The sequence below is a fragment of the Flavobacterium sp. 90 genome (genome assembly GCF_004339525.1).
Taxonomy (GTDB): domain Bacteria; phylum Bacteroidota; class Bacteroidia; order Flavobacteriales; family Flavobacteriaceae; genus Flavobacterium.
The window spans coordinates 5,498,895-5,515,288 of record NZ_SMGE01000001.1; the positions used below are offsets into that span (position 1 = coordinate 5,498,895).

Genomic DNA, 16,394 nt, shown 5'->3' on the forward strand with positions numbered 1-16,394 from the left:
AAAGTTTATTTTTTTTTAATTTTTTTAAAACCAAAAGGAATCCAATTACGTAAATGCTATTATAACATCAAACGATTATCTAGATAAATAGCAGAAACCAATAAAAATAGCTTTTTAGTTGATTATTAGAAGCTTATTAGGGAGTTTAGAAAGTGTAGAATTTAACATTTGTTTAAGCTAATTGGTAGAGTAAAAAAATAATAAACAAAGACAAAATAGTTATGAGTAAGATAAACAGCCTAAAAATATTGATCGTTGGTTTAACCACGGTTTTGGCACTTACCAATTTTGGAAAAGAAAAATTAAAAGAAGAAAAAACAAGATCTTTTTATTTGTTGACTAATTTTTCATCAAACGCAAAAGATAAATTATAAAAAATAAATAGGATCTAAAAATTATGAAATAGTTGATGTCTTCGGACTTCCACCCGAACATTTTAAAGAATTACATAGATATTTGAAATTACACTCGTACAGGAATTAGTAAACTAGTCAGAGTCCACGCCATTAAAATAATAGTAATTGAGAATATTTTAGTTCAGTAAAATTTCATCATAACCGAGGCATCAACTATCATTTAAAGAAATTGCATAAAAGCATAATAATAAATTCATGGTTTGATTTGTTTGTATGGGGGGAAGCCTAACGTCTGATTAACGTTAGGCTTCATTTTTTTAACTAATCTTTAATACAAAATAATAGGGGCAAAGAGTTTCTGTAATATAGATTTTAACTAATTTTATAAAAAATTAAACAATGAAAAAAATAGCATTTATAGCTTGTAGCGTGGTCTTTTTCCTGAGTTCTCAACTTCAGGCACAAACAAGTAAAACTAAAGTATCTAAAACAGATAAAGCAATGACAAAAGAAACAATCTATCAGTTTAAAGTAACAGATTTGTCAGGAGATCCATTTGATTTTGCCTCTTTGAAAGGAAAGAAAATTTTGATCGTTAATACCGCTTCAAAATGCGGATTAACGCCTCAGTACAAAGATCTTGAAGCTGTTTATAAAGAATACAAAGACAAAGGTTTTGTAATTGTAGGTTTCCCGGCAAATAATTTTGCTTCTCAGGAACCAGGAACAAACAAAGAAATTGAAACATTTTGCCAACAAAATTACGGTGTTACTTTTCCAATGATGGACAAAGTTTCTGTAAAAGGAGACGATATGTGCGACGTTTACAAATTCCTTACTCAAAAATCTAAAAATGGTTTACAAGATTCAGAAGTAGAGTGGAATTTTCAAAAATACTTAATCAACGAAAAAGGAGAATTAGTTAAAGTAATTAAACCTAAAACCTTAGTTACAGAACCAGAAGTTATAAAATGGATTAAAAGCTAAATAAAACTTTTTAAATCAAAAAAATCCCCAAAATTTGAGAAACTCAAATTTTGGGGATTTTTTTTAGGTCCAGAGAAGCAAAGGTTCAAAGGGACAGAGATTTTGCAGACTTTTGTCATTTCTTCTCCATCGAAATAAAAAAAGAAAAAAATCCGTATTAATCAGCGTTTTCGCGATAGCGAATCCGTGTCATCCGCGTGCAAATTCGCATTCCATATTTAAACCAATATAAGCTGCATAAAAACCAAATCCAGCCAATGATCAAATTTATAACCAACTTCGCGAATTGTTCCCGTTGCTACAAATCCAAATTTCTCATGGAACGCAATACTTCCGGCATTATCAGCATCGATAGCACCAATCATAACGTGAAAACCTTGCTCTTTTGCTAACCGAATCAATTCTGTCAATAATTTTGATCCAATGCCTTTTCCAATAACATTATCAACCACATATACAGAATGCTCTACAGTATATTGATAGCCAATCTTTTCGCGAAATTGCCCATAACTTCCAAAACCAACTACTTCACCATCTAAATCTGCTACTATAATAGGTAAGTTTTTAGCTTTTTTGTCTTCAAACCATTTTGTCTGAACATCAAGAGTTTGAACTTCATAACTATAGTTTGCTGTAGTATGCAAAATAGAATGATTTACAATTTCGAGAATTTTTTCGAGGTCGTTTGTGGTTGCAGGTCTTAGGTTAAGGCTCATTGTTTTTTATAATTTGAAATCAATTTATTAAAAAGTATTCACGCACAATTAAGTAATTGGATTTTTTTTGAATTTCATCTATTTAGAACTTAATTCCGCCAATAAAGTATCAACTTCTTTGGTGCTCCAGGTCATTTCGGCGCAAATTTCTTTCGCATCTTTAGCATATTGCAAAGCTAGTTTTTTATCCTTTATTTTATTGTAAAGTCTCGCCAGGAGTAGGTTTCCGTCATAAGAATCATTTAATTCGACAGAATGTTTTACCCACAAAATAGATTTTTTCAAGCTTTCGGCATCAGAAATATGTTTTAGATACGTTTGCCCAATATCTTTAAGAAAACTGGCATCGTTCCAAACCAATTTCTGAGTATCTTCAAGAGTTACTTTTTTATAAAATTGCCATTTTTCAGTTCTTTCTGCCAATGTCAAGTCAAACTTAAAAACAAGAGAATCTGTTTTTTGAAGTTTTATAGATTTTGCAACTTCACGTTGTTTATAGTAATTTATGGTATCTAAATTATCAACATAAGGACGAAGTAATTCTGTCACAATACTTTCTACTTTTCGATCTACACGATTCTGCGAAGCCACGGCTGCAAACTCTTTTTGATGTTTTAAAACATATTGAAACTCTCTCGATTTTATATCCGTAACACCATTTGCAATTACGCGCCAATTGGTTTCAGAAACTAATTGAGCATCAGATTGCGTATTAAGATAAATATGAGTTGGAATCGATAAATCAGTTCTGTCTTTTCCTTTTTTTAAAGTATTCAAATACGCAAAAAACTTAGTTGAATTACTTGGATCAGCAAGAAATTCTTTCTCTAAATATGGCAATTGCATTCTGGAATTCAAAGCATATTTTATTTCTGTCATAAATTCCGGCGTTTTCATTTCGCCTTTCAAAGCATATAAAAGCGTTTCGCTATTTGGATCAATAAACAAGAAAGTAGGCAAAGATTTAGTGTTATACTTGTCTTTGAGAGCGATTCCTTCTTCTTTTTCAATGTTTTTCCAGGCACAAACGTAATTTTCTTTCAGAAAAGCCATGACATTTGGATCACTTAAAACTTCTTTCTTCATTAGATTACAATGCGGACACCAATCTGCGTAAAGCATTACGAAAAGAGGTTTGTTTTGCAGTTTTGCATTTTCCAGTGCTGTTTTATAAGGAGTATCATCCGGAACAAACTGATTTTGAGAATTTACAGTTTGCAACGACAAAAAAAGAAAGAGTATATATATAAAACGCATATCATGTTTATTTTAATCAAAAATTGGCTACTACAAATATATTCCCTTTTTCTATAAACGGTCTTAATATCTTCCTATTTATAAGTTAAATCCAATGCGAAGTTTGTAACTTTGTACTATCAAAAAGAAAAATTTAGACTTAAGCTTTTCTTTAAAAAATAATACACCATAAGAATGATTTACCCCAAAATAGCGCTTGCACAAAGCATTATCGAAATATTTTCTGCAAAAGGAATCCAAAATATCATAATTTCTCCAGGTTCAAGAAACGCACCCTTAACAATAGGATTTGCCCAAAATTCAAACTTCAAATGTTACAGCATTGCTGACGAACGTTGTGCAGCTTTTTTTGCATTAGGAATAGCACAACAAACCAAACAGCCAACAGCAATTGTTTGTACATCAGGATCTGCTTTGTTAAATTATTATCCGGCTTTTGCCGAAGCATTTTACAGTCAGATTCCGTTAATTGTGGTTTCAGCAGATCGACCGCAAAGCAAAATTGATATTGGAGACGGACAAACCATTCGTCAGGAAAATGTTTTTCAGAATCATTCCGTATTCAATGCCAATTTAACTGAAGATGCATCACTTGAAAACGATCTGAAAATTAATAAAGCAATCGAAACTGCTATTCTTCAAAAAGGTCCTGTTCATATTAATGCACCATTTGAAGAACCTTTATACGAAACTGTCGAAGAACTTTTAGTTCAATCAACAATAACGCATTCAGAAGAAATTCTTGGAACTAAAATTATTGAAAATAGCGAAGAAGTTATTTCAAAATGGAATTTAGCCAAGAAAAAATTAATTTTAGTTGGTGTAAATGAAGCAAATTCTATTAATCAAAGTATAATCGAAAATTTTGCTAAAGATGCTTCAATTGTAGTACTTACAGAAACTACTTCAAACCTGCATCATCCAAGTTTTGTTGCTAGTATTGATACTTTAATTACACCATTTGAAGATGCTGATTTTCTTGCATTTCAACCGGAAATATTAGTGACTTTTGGGGGAATGATTGTTTCAAAACGAATTAAGGCTTTTCTACGAAAGTACAAACCAAAAGAACATTGGCATATTGATACTTTACGTGCTTATGATACTTTCAATGCATTGACGAATCATTTTGTGATGCAGCCAAATGATTTTTTCAGTGAATTACTTCCTAAAGCAATCTTTGCAGAAAGTGATTATTTTTCGAAAATTGAAAAGATTTATGATCTAAGAAAAATCAGAAGACAAGAATATCTTGAAAAAACTGTTTTTTCTGATTTTAAAGCATTTGAAAAACTAATCGAATCTTTGCCTAAAAACAGTCAATTGCAAATCAGTAATAGTTCTGCAATACGATACGCACAATTAATTGATATTGATCCTTCGATAGAAGTTTTTTGCAATCGAGGAACAAGCGGAATCGACGGTAGTACATCAACCGCAATTGGTGCGGCTGTTGGTAGTCAAAAGCAAAATGTTTTTGTAACCGGAGATATTAGTTTCTTATATGACAGTAATGCTTTATGGAACTCTTATATTCCTAAAAATTTCAAAATTATTTTGATTAATAATGGAGGAGGAGGGATTTTCAGAATCTTACCGGGACATGAAGAAAAACCTGTTTTTAATACCTTTTTTGAAACTTCTCATCATTTGACTGCTGAGCATTTGGCAAAAATGTATAAGATGAATTATTATACTGCATCAGATTCAGATTCTTTAGAAAAAAATATTGAATCACTTTATAATAATAATGATGAACCAACGATTTTAGAAGTTTTCACGCCAACTTTAGAAAATGATGTGATTCTCAAAAGGTTCTTTAAAGAATTAGTATAATTTGTAGCTAAAATATTGTTAATTTTATCTTATTGCTGAATATTTGTGTTAGATTTGGACTTTAAAGAAGTAAGAAAAATCATTAAATACAAAATTATGAGCGCAAGAGAAGAGTTAATTAAAAAATATGCAGCCGACTTAAAAGATAAATGCGGAGTAACACCAAATATGGATTTGCTTACAAAAGTAACTATTGGTTGCGGACCGTCAATATACAATCCAGATGCTTCAACAGTTGCAGCAACTCAACATTCTGAAATAGATACGGTTAAAAACAATTTCCTGATTAAGAAATTAGGATTACCAAATGGACCGGAATTAGAAGCAGCAATTCATGCAGTTCTTGAAAAATACGGACATTCGAATAAACATAAATACAGAGCTGTTGTTTATTATCTTTTGACAGTACACTTCAAAAAAGAAAGTATTTATAACAAATAGATTTCAATCATTAGAGATACAAAAAGCACCATTATTGGTGCTTTTTTAGTTTAATTTTCTTCTGAATTTGAAATAATTACAATAAATATAGAATTTACTGTCTTTTATCTAAAATATTTTTCGTTGAACCATTTTCAAACTTCGTACATTTGCAACTTAGAAACTCAGCTGCTTTACAGCTTAGAACCTCAAGAATATGATTGAAATAGGAAAATACAATACCCTTACTATATTACGTGATACCAAAGTTGGTTTATTTTTAGGAAATCCTGAAAAAGATCCTGAAGGAATTCACGACATTTTATTACCAAACAAATACGTTCCAAATGAATTTGAAATAGGCGAGGAGCTTATTGTTTTCGTTTATTTGGACCACGAACAACGTCCGGTTGCAACAACGCTGGAACCTTATATTTTGCTGAATGAATTTTCACTTCTAAGAGTAAATTACACCAATCAGGTTGGTGCATTTATGGATTGGGGAATGGAAAAAGACATTCTTGTTCCGTTTAAAGAGCAAGCTCGTCCTATGGAAAAAGGAAAACGCTATTTGGTTTATCTTTATATGGATGAAAAAACCAAACGTTTAGTAGCTTCAAGTAAATTGAATCAATTTTTAAGCAATGAAAACTTAACTGTTGAAAAAGGAGAAGAAGTTGACTTGATTGTTTCACATATAACCGAACTAGGAATCAATGTAATCATCAATGAACAACACAAAGGATTGTTGTACAAAGATGAAGTTTATGATGATGCAATAAGAACTGGAGACAGAATGCGTGGTTATATAAAGAATATTCGTCCTGACAATAAAATAGATGTTGCATTGCAAGCTCAAGGATATCAAAGTATTGAGCCAAATGCAGAAAAGATTTTAGACGAATTAAGAGCCAATCGTGGTTTTTTACGTCTAAACGACGCTTCGCATCCTGAAGATATCAAAACGGTATTGAAAATGAGTAAAAAAACCTTCAAAAAAGCAATTGGAGCTCTTTACAAAGAAAAACTTATAGAAATCAAAGAAGACGGAATTTACCTTGTAAAAGAATAATTTCATCAAAAACTTCAATATTCTTAAATTCCAAATTCCAATACGAAATGTATATATTGGGATTTGGAATTTTTTTATTGATATTTATCCCAACCATAGCTCAAGGTTTCAACCTTGGGAAAGATTCCGAATGTTTATTATATAGAGTTGGAATTTCGCCCCGAATCTTCGGGATAAAAATTGGAATTTAAAACACGTAGAGTTTATGAGAAAAGTGATCTGTTTAAGTTTTTTGTTTTTGATGCTATTTTCATGTGAAAAAAATAAAAAAGATTTAAAGCTTGAATTATTGACCAACGAAGTTGTTTGCGCAGAAAATGTCCATATGAATGATTTTCGGGAAGTTTTTTATAAACCAAATAAACAATATGATAGTCTTTCAAAAAACATTCTTCATTATAAAATAACCAATATTTCAGATAAAAAATATTTTATAATGCTGAATGAGAATAATTTGGGAACTGTAGAACGAGATCTTTATAGAGAAGCTTTAGGAAGAAAAGATTATACTTATAATTCGATTGGCTTTAGTATGTATAAAAACGATTCTATTTTAGATGGTAGTTCCACAAGGGCCGAAAACATGTGTGGCAACGGTTTTGAACTAATGAAAATTAAAGAGCTAGATACTATAGTCTCTAAATTTTTAAGAAAGAACCGAGTTTTTAGAAAATATCAGTTAGAATATGTTAATGATATCGATGAATCACTACAAGGCTATTTTCTTCAGCCTGGAGAAACAAAATATTTTACTTCGGTAATGAATTTACCTTATAGAAATAGTCAAATGTGGTTTTCGAATATAGAGAAAAAGAAACCAAATTTAGGTTCACTTTCCTTAAAGAATGATTCTGTTTTTACGAATAAAAAATTGAGTCAGGACCGAAAAAAAGAGATAAAGGAAAACGGATATGTTTTATTTGATGGAATTATTTATTCAAACAAAATTCCCGTAAAATTGATAGCGATTAAAAAATAACAATATACATAACAAGAAAGGCTGCTCATTACAAGCAGCCTTTCCCTTTTTATTCTAGTTTTAAAAAAAATTGTAATTAAAAAAAAACAGAAATAAAATAAATTCGAATCCTTTCAAAAAATAATAGCTTTATAGATTTTAGAAATTACTTTCTGAAACGGTATGTCTTTAAACAATATATACATTCATATTAAAAGCAAAAATTTAAGTTCACGGCTAGTCCATTTGGTTTGATAAAATAACTTATAGAAAGTTTTAGTTAGCATTTTTTCCTCTTTTCGTAATCAATTTGATACTAATTACTAAACAATTCCAGCGTTTAACCTTAGGTGTTACTATTTCCTTTTTGAAGTTTCAACAAACGAATAAATCATTTGCCCATTAATCACAGGTTTATGAATAAAAACCGTTAAAAAATGAGCGACAAATTTTTTAAATTTTCTCAAAAAAATCATTTTTTAGGTTAATAAATCAGTGAAAGAAAATCAATCTTATATCAACGAAATAAAATGTATCTCATTGATTTCTAGGGTGTAAAATTAATTATTATTTTTTAAAACTAATGTTAAAAAATGTTATTTTTTGTAAGTAAATCCTATTTGTTAACATTCAAAGTAATTTTAGCACAGACTTAAACGAAATTGAGTAGGTAAAAATATAAAAATGCTTTATTTTTACACTATAATTATTTAAAATAAAACAAATAGAAATGGATTGGATTACTGCCAGAGAATTTGAAGATATAACCTATAAAAAATGTAACGGAGTTGCTAGAATCGCCTTTAACAGACCAAATGTTAGAAACGCATTCCGTCCAAAAACAACCTCAGAATTATACCAGGCTTTTTATGATGCTCAGGAAGACACTTCAATCGGAGTTGTTTTACTTTCTGCCGAAGGGCCGTCGACTAAAGATGGTGTATATTCTTTTTGCAGTGGAGGAGATCAAAATGCACGCGGACATCAGGGTTACGTTGGAGAAGATGGCCAACACCGTTTGAATATTCTTGAAGTTCAGCGTTTAATTCGTTTTATGCCAAAAGTTGTTATTGCAGTTGTTCCAGGTTGGGCAGTTGGTGGCGGACATAGTTTGCACGTAGTTTGCGACATGACTTTGGCGAGTAAAGAACACGCTATTTTTAAACAAACAGATGCCGATGTAACTAGTTTTGATGGTGGTTACGGATCTGCGTATCTGGCAAAAATGGTTGGACAGAAAAAAGCACGTGAGATTTTCTTTTTAGGAAGAAATTATTCTGCACAGGAAGCTATGGATATGGGAATGGTAAATGCTGTAATTCCGCATGACGAGTTAGAAGATACCGCTTATCAATGGGCACAGGAAATTCTGCAAAAATCACCAACTTCTATAAAAATGCTAAAATTCGCCATGAATTTAACAGACGACGGAATGGTTGGACAGCAAGTTTTTGCCGGAGAAGCTACACGCCTGGCTTATATGACTGAAGAAGCAAAAGAAGGAAGAAATGCTTTCTTAGAAAAAAGAAAACCAAACTTTGGTGAAAACAAATGGCTACCTTAAATATTTTAGATTTTAGATTGCTGATTTTAGATTTTTGATCTGAAACCGATATCTAAATTCTAGATTAAAAAATAATTATACAATATTAATTTAGATTAAAAATTTCAGATTGTAAATTTAATGTAGATTCATTATTCCAGCAATCTAAAATCTAAAATCTAAAATCTAAAATTAAAATATGAAACATTGGATTGAAGCCGCACGTTTGCGCACATTACCTTTATCAGTTTCGGGAATTATAGTAGGAAGTATTTATGCTTTATCAAACCCAACAGAAATCATCAATACACCAACAGAAGTATTTAGCTGGAAAATCTTTGGTTTTGCACTACTAACAACATTAGGTTTACAGGTTTTATCCAATTTTGCAAATGATTATGGAGACGGAGTAAAAGGTACTGATAATGCCGATAGAGTTGGTCCTCAAAGAGCAATTCAGAGCGGTATTATTACGCCTCAGGCAATGAAAAAAGCAATTATAATTACATCTGTATTGACCTTATTATCAGCTATTATTCTGATATATTTTGCTTTTGGACAAGACAATTTCGGATATTCAATCTTTTTCTTATTACTTGGAATCGCGGCAATTGTTTCAGCAATTCGTTATACAGTAGGAAACTCAGCTTACGGATATAAAGGATTCGGAGACTTATTTGTCTTCATATTCTTCGGACTTGTAAGTACGTTGGGCGTGAACTTTTTATATTCAAAAGAAGTAGATCCGCTTTTAATCTTACCGGCAATTTCTATCGGATTGTTAAGCGTTGGTGTTTTAAATCTGAACAATATGCGCGATGAAGAATCAGACAGAAAATCAGGGAAAAACACAATCGTCGTTAAAATGGGCGGAGCGAAAGCAAAGATTTATCACTTCACATTGATAATTACAGCAATGCTTTTGGTAGTTATTTTTGCCTTTTTAAGCGATTATAATTTCGATCAATATTTGTTTTTATTGGCTTATATACCTTTAACTAAACATTTAATTACCGTTTATAAAAACCAAAACCCTAAGCTTTTAGATCCGGAATTAAAAAAACTGGCGCTTAGTACATTTTTACTTTCAATATTATTGACAGTTTGTATGATTTCATTAATTTCAGACATTATTGTTAATCTATTTTTAGGAGGCAGATAAATTAAATTTCAACTTTAAAATTTTATAAAAATGAAAATCACATTTTACGGACACGCTTCTTTAGGCATTGAAGTTGGAGGAAAACATATTATTGTTGACCCTTTCATTACAGGAAATCCACACGCATCAGCAATTGACATAAATACCTTAAAAGCAGATTATATTTTGCTTACACACGCACATGGCGATCATGTTCTGGACGTTGAAGCGATTGCAAAACGCACAAATGCAACGATCGTTTCTGGTGCCGAAATCACAAGTTATTACGCTCAAAGAGAATTTAAAGCACATCCAATGAATCATGGAGGAAGCTGGCAATTTGACTTTGGAAAAGTAAAATATGTAAGCGCAATACACTCCAGTTCATTCCCTGACGGAACTTACGGCGGAAATCCCGGAGGTTTTGTAATCGAAGGCGAGCACAAAAATATCTATATTGCCGGAGATACTGCATTGACAATGGATATGAAACTGATTCCGTTACGTACAAAACTGGATTTAGCAATACTTCCTATCGGTAACAATTTTACAATGGATGTTGAAGACGCTATTATTGCTTCAGACTTTGTAGAATGCGATAAAGTCTTAGGATATCATTTTGACACTTTTGGTTACATCAAAATTGATCACGAAGAATCAATTCGTAAATTTTTCAATAAAGGAAAAGATTTGATGCTTCTTGAAATTGGAGAATCAATAGAATTATAATATTATAACTCGAGGAAAGTCAATTTTGTCATCCTGAGCGGAGTCGAATTGTCATCCTGAGCGGAGTCGAAGGAGGAGCTATTTCCCGCTTTCGGCTATATCTTTTTTGAGACAAAGAAAAATTGTCTCAAAAAAGGATACCGCCTTTATCGGGGCTAAAAACACCTTTACGTTTATAAAAGAATGGACGAAATTAAATTTATTTGCGAATGTTGCGGAGAAGAACATGTTAGTTGGCCCGCACTTACGTTCAATTCGCCAAATAGCTATCATAATCTTTCTGAACAGGAAAAAGAAGAAATAGCAGTAATCGATCAGGATTTTTGCGTTATAAAATATTCAGACCAGGAAATAAATCTCTTTATTAGATGCGTTCTAATTCAGAAAGTTAACGATCATTGCGAAGATTTAGAATATGGTTTTTGGGTTTCCTTAAGCGAAACAAGTTTTAAAGATTATCTTGAAAACTTTGACAATGAAAATCACGAAACGCAATATTTTGGATCGCTATCCAATTATATTTCACAATATCAATTCTCAAATAGTATCCCAACAACAGTTGTTACTAAAAGCGGTAACGACAGACCCGAAATTTTTCCGCATCAGGATTTTGATCATCCATTTGTAAAAGATTATTACGAAGGAATCACAAAAGAAGAAGCTGAAAAAAGAATTAGCGAAATGTTAAAAAATTAGGCCTGAAATTTGTACAAGACATTTAAACTAAATTTTATAAAATGAATTTAAAAAAAGTTGCCCTGTTTCTTTTAATTGCAGTTTCTTATAGTTCATACGCCCAAAAAGATGGTTATTGGGATAAAGAACGTGCCACGACAAAAGAAATTATAGTTTCTGCCCGCGATCGAATCCTTCTTAAAACCGAAGATTTACCCGTAGGAACAACTGAAATTGTTTATAGAATAACACTTCTGGACGAAAATCAACAAATGGCAAATAGTTTAGTTTCAGTGCTAAAAGCAATTCCGGATCCAACCGGAATCAGTCAGGGTTCAGCCGGAGCAGTTTTTTTAATGTCAAAAATTTCTGGTGACGATACTTGTTCATATGCACTTTTTACCGCAAGTGATAGTGCTAAAAAGTATGTTGATGACGGAAAAACAGACAAAGCTTGTTTCGCTCAGGAAGAACCGTTGAGTAAAGATGCAAAGCGATTATCACTTGATAAATCTTCTTGTTTAGGAGATAAAATAAACACAATTTGGTTTGGTTTTCATAGCAAAAACTGGTTGTTGAATCAGAAAATAGTTTTGGAAGTTGTGCCTTGGGTTGATACAAAATTAAATCGTGGTTGGAATCAAGACAATAAAAACGAAATTATAAGCCTTTGTAAAACATCGACAATGGCGCAAAAAATGGCCAATTCTGATGATTTTTGCGTTTGTATTCTGGATAAAATCATGAAACAATATCGCTACACCGAATTTCAGAAATTATTACCAATCGAAAAAAATAAGGTTTACAAAGATTTCGGGAATACTTGTTACAAAGACGCTGATATTTCTAAAAACGTTTTTAATGATTTAAGAACTCAGATTGCATCATTGATAAAAGCTCAGAAATACAATGAAGCAATTCCGAAATTAAATACAATTATAAACGACGGAAAAGCAACAGCGGTTGATTATAGTTCTATTGGATATTGTTATATTTTAACGAAGCAATATGCAAAAGCGATCAAATTCCTTAAAGAAGGAGAAAAACTAGACGACACAGAGTTATTGGTAAAATTAAATTTAGCGCATGTTTATTTGGTAAATGACGAATATAGCGAAGCAAAAGCTATTTATAAAAAATATCAAACACAGAACGTTACAGATAGTTTGAGCTGGAAAGAAAAAACAAAACAAGATTTTACTGTTTTCCAAAAAGCCGGATTACCATCAAAAGACTTCGAGAAAATTTTAAATCTTTATAATTAATAAAAAAACTAGTCGGGGATATTAACAGGCTAAAAAAAACTGCCACGAATTTCACGAATTTTCACTAATTAATTTTGGTGACAAAATTTAACTTAATTTCAAATTATTAAGCTAAATTAAACAACATTTCATTCGTGAAAATTCGTGAAATTTGTGGCAAAAATTACAAACAATTTGAAAGCAACTTACCATAAATACATGCTCGAGTTTAAGCGTCCTTCGGGAACTTCGCGCGGCATTATGACTGAGAAAGAAACCTGGTTTATTGTTCTTGAAGAGAATGGTAAAAAAGGAATAGGTGAGTGCGGAATACTTCGTGGTTTGAGCGCTGATGATCGGGAAGATTATGAAGAAAAACTGCAATGGACTTGCCAGAATATTCATTTAGGAGAAACAGTACTTTGGGAAGCTTTGTTAGAATTTCCTTCAATACAATTCGGAATTGAAATAGCTTTTTTATCCCTTAAAAGTGAAAATCCATATGTATTGTTTCCGTCAGATTTCACCAATAATTCAAAATCAATTGTTATAAATGGTTTAGTCTGGATGGGAGAAGCTTCATTCATGAAAGAACAAATTGAAGAAAAAATAGCCAATGGTTTTACCTGTGTCAAACTTAAAATTGGCGCAATAGATTTCGAAAAAGAACTTGAATTATTACACTTTATCAGAAGTTATTTTTCTGTTGAAGAAATAGAAATTCGTGTAGATGCAAATGGCGCATTTCCTTTAGATGAAGCTTTAAATAAACTGGAACAACTTAATAAATTCCAATTACATAGTATCGAGCAGCCAATAAAGAGCGGAAACATTGAAGCGATGGCTGAATTGTGCAAAAATACTCCGTTTCCAATTGCACTAGATGAAGAATTGATTGGAGTATTTTCATTAGAAGAAAAAGAAAAATTACTGCTTCAGATCAAACCTCAATATATAATTCTGAAACCAAGTTTTATTGGCGGATTCAGAGGAACATTAGAGTGGATAAATTTAGCCAATAAATACAATATTGGTTGGTGGATTACATCTGCCTTAGAAAGCAACATTGGCTTAAATGCTATTGCACAATGGACATTTCTTCAAAATTCAGATATGCCGCAAGGTTTAGGTACTGGAGCACTTTATACCAATAATTTCGATTGTCCGCTTGAAGTTTTACAAGGGCAATTATGGTATAATAAAGGTAATAACTGGGATTCTTCTTTTCTGGAAAAAGCATAAAAAAACTGGCCGTAAAGCCAGTTTTCAGGGTTATTTTGATCGTGATCTTATTCTTTTCCGCCATCAAGCGAATCTTGCCAGTCTTTAAGTTCCTGCCATTTTCCCTGATAAGCCAAGAGCGCTTGTTTTGCCCAGGTTCCAGGATTATGAATTGCAAAGTTTTCACCGCCTGCATCCAAAATTTCTTGTGATTTATGTGTTGGAGTTTCAGATAAAGCCAACCAGGTTTTAATTCCGGCATTATGATATAATTCTTCAATTTTAGGTCCGATTCCTTCAACGATTTTTAAATCATTCTCTTTTACTTTTTTACCAAAGACATTTGCAGCCAGAACAGCATCAAAAACAATTGTAGGAGCAGCGTTTGCAGCAAAAGATTGCACAGACGGAGCTATTTTTGCTTTAGCGGCAAGATCAGCTTCAAGCGAAGCTATTTTAGCCGTTAAGTTTCGTGTATTTGCTTTACAAGCATCTAAATCTGCTTGTAGTGACAAGGCAAGAGAATCATCTCCTTTCGAATTCATTTTTCCGAGTAAGTAACCTAAAATTCCACAGATTAATCCCACTAGCGCAGGTATTAAGATACAAGGTATATTCATAATAGTATATTTTTGATTAATTATTTGATTGTAATTACAGTTCTTCTGTTGTTAGCTTTTCCCTGAGCTGTTGTATTTTCACCAACCGGTTCATCAGGACCTTTTGATTCTGTTGTAATTCGGAAAGCATCGATACCGTTTTTCGATAAATATTTTTTCGAAAAATCCGCACGTTTTTGCCCAAGAATAACATTTGAATCGCGATTTCCAACGTTATCACTGTGTCCAACTATTAAAACAACAGCTTCTTTCACATGTCCTGTATATTTTACAATGGCAGCAACTTTCAATTTTTCGACAGAACTTAAATTATCGCTGGATTTATTGGTATTAAAGTGTAAAATCAAAGGATTTGCATTGATTGAATCCTTCAAAGCAGTCCATTCATCACTTGCAACAGCAGTTGTATCAACAGCTTCAAACTTATATTCTGCCGGACCTAGAAGAGTGTCAGCACTCGTTTTCCATTTATCAATAACTTCACCTTTTGTATCAAATTGAGCCGCTGATAAACCTTTAGAAACAAAGTAATTTTTAATATCGTTTGCCCTCGCTAAACCTAGATTTTCAAAACTAGTTGTATTGGTTTCATCAGAAGTAGCATAACCCGTTATCGTAACTTTTTGCTTCGCATTTGCAGCTAAAAATGTTTTAAGATTTTCAATTCCAACATTTACAGAATCACTTACTGGCGTAATTAATGCCGAACTGTTTTTCAGGAACTTAAGATTATCATTTGTATGATAGTCAATTCCTGTACCGCTAAGAACAAAAGGAACAAAATTGGTGTCCTTGACTATTACATTTGTAACCTTTTCAGTATCAACTGGTGGCGTTTCTACATTGCAATTGCAACAAAATTTGAGATATAAGAATGTACCCAATATAATGGTTATTGCAATGCCTAATAGGTAAAGTGCTTTTTTAGACATAAAAAATTGATTTAAAGTTCTATCAAATTTAGTAAATAAAAGCTTATATAGCTGTTTACCAATAAGTTATTTTTATATCAAAATAAGGTTTTTCTTAATATTTTATTTGGAAGCATTAGTTGATAAAATTGTATAAAAAAGATGAAGTTTAAAGAATTGAATTGTTTTAATGAAATTGAGTAACTTGCATTAAAAAATTAATTTAGACACAAAATGCTCGAAATAGAAAGAAAGTTTCTTGTAAAATCAGATGATTTTAAAGAACAAGCTTTTACCCAAAACAGAATAGCTCAGGGATATTTAAGTTCTGTACCAGAAAGAACTGTCAGAGTTAGAATTAAAGGTGAAAGAGGATTCATAACTATAAAAGGAATAGGGCAGCAAGGAGGAATGTCTCGTTTTGAATGGGAAAATGAAATTCCACTTGGCGAAGCATTGGAATTACTTAAATTATGCGAAAAAGGCAAAATCGAAAAAACTCGTTTTGAAGTAAAATCAGGAAAACATACTATTGAAATTGATGAGTTTTACGGTGAAAATGAGGGTTTAGTTATGGCCGAAATCGAATTGGAATCTGAAACAGAATCCTTTGAAAAACCGGATTGGTTAGGAGAAGAGGTTACAAATGATCCAAGATATTATAATGCTTATTTGAGTAAAAATCCTTTTAAATACTGGGAGAAATAA

At 31.8% G+C, this 16,394-nt stretch carries 17 protein-coding genes; 13 read left to right on the forward strand and 4 right to left on the reverse strand.

Features of this window, described 5'->3' with window-relative positions; all coding sequences use genetic code 11:
• The first annotated feature begins 221 nt into the window (after positions 1–221).
• A complete protein-coding gene (locus C8C83_RS27275) occupies positions 222–374 on the forward strand; it encodes a hypothetical protein (protein WP_158598185.1) in 153 nt (50 codons plus the stop codon).
• A 381-nt stretch (positions 375–755) separates the two neighbouring features.
• Positions 756–1,343 (forward strand): glutathione peroxidase, encoded by a 588-nt coding sequence (locus C8C83_RS22265; RefSeq protein WP_121330749.1) that lies wholly within the window; start codon positions 756–758, stop codon positions 1,341–1,343.
• Positions 1,344–1,561: 218 nt separating this feature from the next.
• Here the strand turns inward: C8C83_RS22265 and C8C83_RS22270 are convergent, their stop codons facing one another.
• Positions 1,562–2,059, reverse strand: a complete 498-nt coding sequence (locus C8C83_RS22270) for a GNAT family N-acetyltransferase (RefSeq protein WP_121330750.1) — start codon at positions 2,057–2,059, stop codon at positions 1,562–1,564.
• A 78-nt stretch (positions 2,060–2,137) separates the two neighbouring features.
• Positions 2,138–3,316, reverse strand: a complete 1,179-nt coding sequence (locus tag C8C83_RS22275; RefSeq protein ID WP_121330751.1) for a thioredoxin family protein — start codon at positions 3,314–3,316, stop codon at positions 2,138–2,140.
• A 174-nt stretch (positions 3,317–3,490) separates the two neighbouring features.
• Between C8C83_RS22275 and menD the strand changes: the two genes are divergently transcribed.
• From menD to C8C83_RS22325, 10 genes are all read left to right on the forward strand, one after another.
• Entirely contained in the window at positions 3,491–5,152 is a 1,662-nt protein-coding gene (gene menD, locus C8C83_RS22280) for a 2-succinyl-5-enolpyruvyl-6-hydroxy-3-cyclohexene-1-carboxylic-acid synthase (protein WP_121330752.1), read from the forward strand.
• A 96-nt stretch (positions 5,153–5,248) separates the two neighbouring features.
• Positions 5,249–5,593 carry a DUF2853 family protein gene (locus C8C83_RS22285; protein WP_121331425.1) on the forward strand — a complete coding sequence of 115 codons (345 nt, stop codon included), beginning with the start codon at positions 5,249–5,251 and terminating at the stop codon, positions 5,591–5,593.
• Between the two features lie 196 nt (positions 5,594–5,789).
• Entirely contained in the window at positions 5,790–6,644 is an 855-nt protein-coding gene (locus C8C83_RS22290) for a S1-like domain-containing RNA-binding protein (protein ID WP_132011909.1), read from the forward strand.
• A gap of 205 nt (positions 6,645–6,849) precedes the next feature.
• Positions 6,850–7,623 carry a hypothetical protein gene (locus tag C8C83_RS22295; protein ID WP_121330753.1) on the forward strand — a complete coding sequence of 258 codons (774 nt, stop codon included), beginning with the start codon at positions 6,850–6,852 and terminating at the stop codon, positions 7,621–7,623.
• 709 nt (positions 7,624–8,332) lie between these two features.
• Positions 8,333–9,166, forward strand: a complete 834-nt coding sequence (locus tag C8C83_RS22300; RefSeq protein WP_035625114.1) for a 1,4-dihydroxy-2-naphthoyl-CoA synthase — start codon at positions 8,333–8,335, stop codon at positions 9,164–9,166.
• 178 nt (positions 9,167–9,344) lie between these two features.
• Positions 9,345–10,307 (forward strand): 1,4-dihydroxy-2-naphthoate octaprenyltransferase, encoded by a 963-nt coding sequence (menA, locus tag C8C83_RS22305; protein WP_121330754.1) that lies wholly within the window; start codon positions 9,345–9,347, stop codon positions 10,305–10,307.
• A 30-nt stretch (positions 10,308–10,337) separates the two neighbouring features.
• A complete protein-coding gene (locus tag C8C83_RS22310) occupies positions 10,338–11,015 on the forward strand; it encodes a metal-dependent hydrolase (RefSeq protein ID WP_121330755.1) in 678 nt (225 codons plus the stop codon).
• 183 nt (positions 11,016–11,198) lie between these two features.
• Positions 11,199–11,711: a DUF2199 domain-containing protein gene (locus C8C83_RS22315; protein WP_121330756.1), complete on the forward strand. Its 513-nt coding sequence runs from the start codon at positions 11,199–11,201 to the stop codon at positions 11,709–11,711.
• 41 nt (positions 11,712–11,752) lie between these two features.
• On the forward strand, positions 11,753–12,955 hold the full coding sequence (locus C8C83_RS22320; protein ID WP_121330757.1) for a tetratricopeptide repeat protein: 1,203 nt from the start codon (positions 11,753–11,755) through the stop codon (positions 12,953–12,955).
• 174 nt (positions 12,956–13,129) lie between these two features.
• Positions 13,130–14,176: an o-succinylbenzoate synthase gene (locus tag C8C83_RS22325; RefSeq protein ID WP_121331427.1), complete on the forward strand. Its 1,047-nt coding sequence runs from the start codon at positions 13,130–13,132 to the stop codon at positions 14,174–14,176.
• A gap of 47 nt (positions 14,177–14,223) precedes the next feature.
• On the opposite strand, the gene C8C83_RS22330 is transcribed toward C8C83_RS22325, so the two are convergent.
• Together C8C83_RS22330 and C8C83_RS22335 are read right to left on the reverse strand one after the other, a co-directional pair.
• Positions 14,224–14,775 (reverse strand): hypothetical protein, encoded by a 552-nt coding sequence (locus C8C83_RS22330; protein WP_121330758.1) that lies wholly within the window; start codon positions 14,773–14,775, stop codon positions 14,224–14,226.
• A 20-nt stretch (positions 14,776–14,795) separates the two neighbouring features.
• Positions 14,796–15,707 carry an OmpA family protein gene (locus C8C83_RS22335; protein ID WP_121330759.1) on the reverse strand — a complete coding sequence of 304 codons (912 nt, stop codon included), beginning with the start codon at positions 15,705–15,707 and terminating at the stop codon, positions 14,796–14,798.
• A 213-nt stretch (positions 15,708–15,920) separates the two neighbouring features.
• On the opposite strand from C8C83_RS22335, the gene C8C83_RS22340 reads away from it, so the two are divergent.
• Complete coding sequence (locus C8C83_RS22340; RefSeq protein WP_121330760.1) at positions 15,921–16,394, forward strand: CYTH domain-containing protein; 474 nt, start codon at positions 15,921–15,923, stop codon at positions 16,392–16,394.

What these genes read in the sequence shown, in the direction of transcription:
- C8C83_RS22300 (WP_035625114.1), top strand. Translation starts at nt 8,333, where the DNA reads ATGGATTGGATTACTGCCAGAGAATTTGAAGATATAACCTATAAAAAA.
- C8C83_RS22285 (WP_121331425.1), top strand. Translation starts at nt 5,249, where the DNA reads ATGAGCGCAAGAGAAGAGTTAATTAAAAAATATGCAGCCGACTTAAAA.
- C8C83_RS22275 (WP_121330751.1), bottom strand. Translation starts at nt 3,316, where the DNA reads ATGCGTTTTATATATATACTCTTTCTTTTTTTGTCGTTGCAAACTGTA.
- C8C83_RS22340 (WP_121330760.1), top strand. Translation starts at nt 15,921, where the DNA reads ATGCTCGAAATAGAAAGAAAGTTTCTTGTAAAATCAGATGATTTTAAA.
- C8C83_RS22315 (WP_121330756.1), top strand. Translation starts at nt 11,199, where the DNA reads ATGGACGAAATTAAATTTATTTGCGAATGTTGCGGAGAAGAACATGTT.
- C8C83_RS22270 (WP_121330750.1), bottom strand. Translation starts at nt 2,059, where the DNA reads ATGAGCCTTAACCTAAGACCTGCAACCACAAACGACCTCGAAAAAATT.
- C8C83_RS27275 (WP_158598185.1), top strand. Translation starts at nt 222, where the DNA reads ATGAGTAAGATAAACAGCCTAAAAATATTGATCGTTGGTTTAACCACG.
- C8C83_RS22330 (WP_121330758.1), bottom strand. Translation starts at nt 14,775, where the DNA reads ATGAATATACCTTGTATCTTAATACCTGCGCTAGTGGGATTAATCTGT.
- C8C83_RS22265 (WP_121330749.1), top strand. Translation starts at nt 756, where the DNA reads ATGAAAAAAATAGCATTTATAGCTTGTAGCGTGGTCTTTTTCCTGAGT.
- C8C83_RS22295 (WP_121330753.1), top strand. Translation starts at nt 6,850, where the DNA reads ATGAGAAAAGTGATCTGTTTAAGTTTTTTGTTTTTGATGCTATTTTCA.
- C8C83_RS22290 (WP_132011909.1), top strand. Translation starts at nt 5,790, where the DNA reads ATGATTGAAATAGGAAAATACAATACCCTTACTATATTACGTGATACC.
- C8C83_RS22320 (WP_121330757.1), top strand. Translation starts at nt 11,753, where the DNA reads ATGAATTTAAAAAAAGTTGCCCTGTTTCTTTTAATTGCAGTTTCTTAT.
- C8C83_RS22335 (WP_121330759.1), bottom strand. Translation starts at nt 15,707, where the DNA reads ATGTCTAAAAAAGCACTTTACCTATTAGGCATTGCAATAACCATTATA.
- menD (WP_121330752.1), top strand. Translation starts at nt 3,491, where the DNA reads ATGATTTACCCCAAAATAGCGCTTGCACAAAGCATTATCGAAATATTT.
- C8C83_RS22310 (WP_121330755.1), top strand. Translation starts at nt 10,338, where the DNA reads ATGAAAATCACATTTTACGGACACGCTTCTTTAGGCATTGAAGTTGGA.
- menA (WP_121330754.1), top strand. Translation starts at nt 9,345, where the DNA reads ATGAAACATTGGATTGAAGCCGCACGTTTGCGCACATTACCTTTATCA.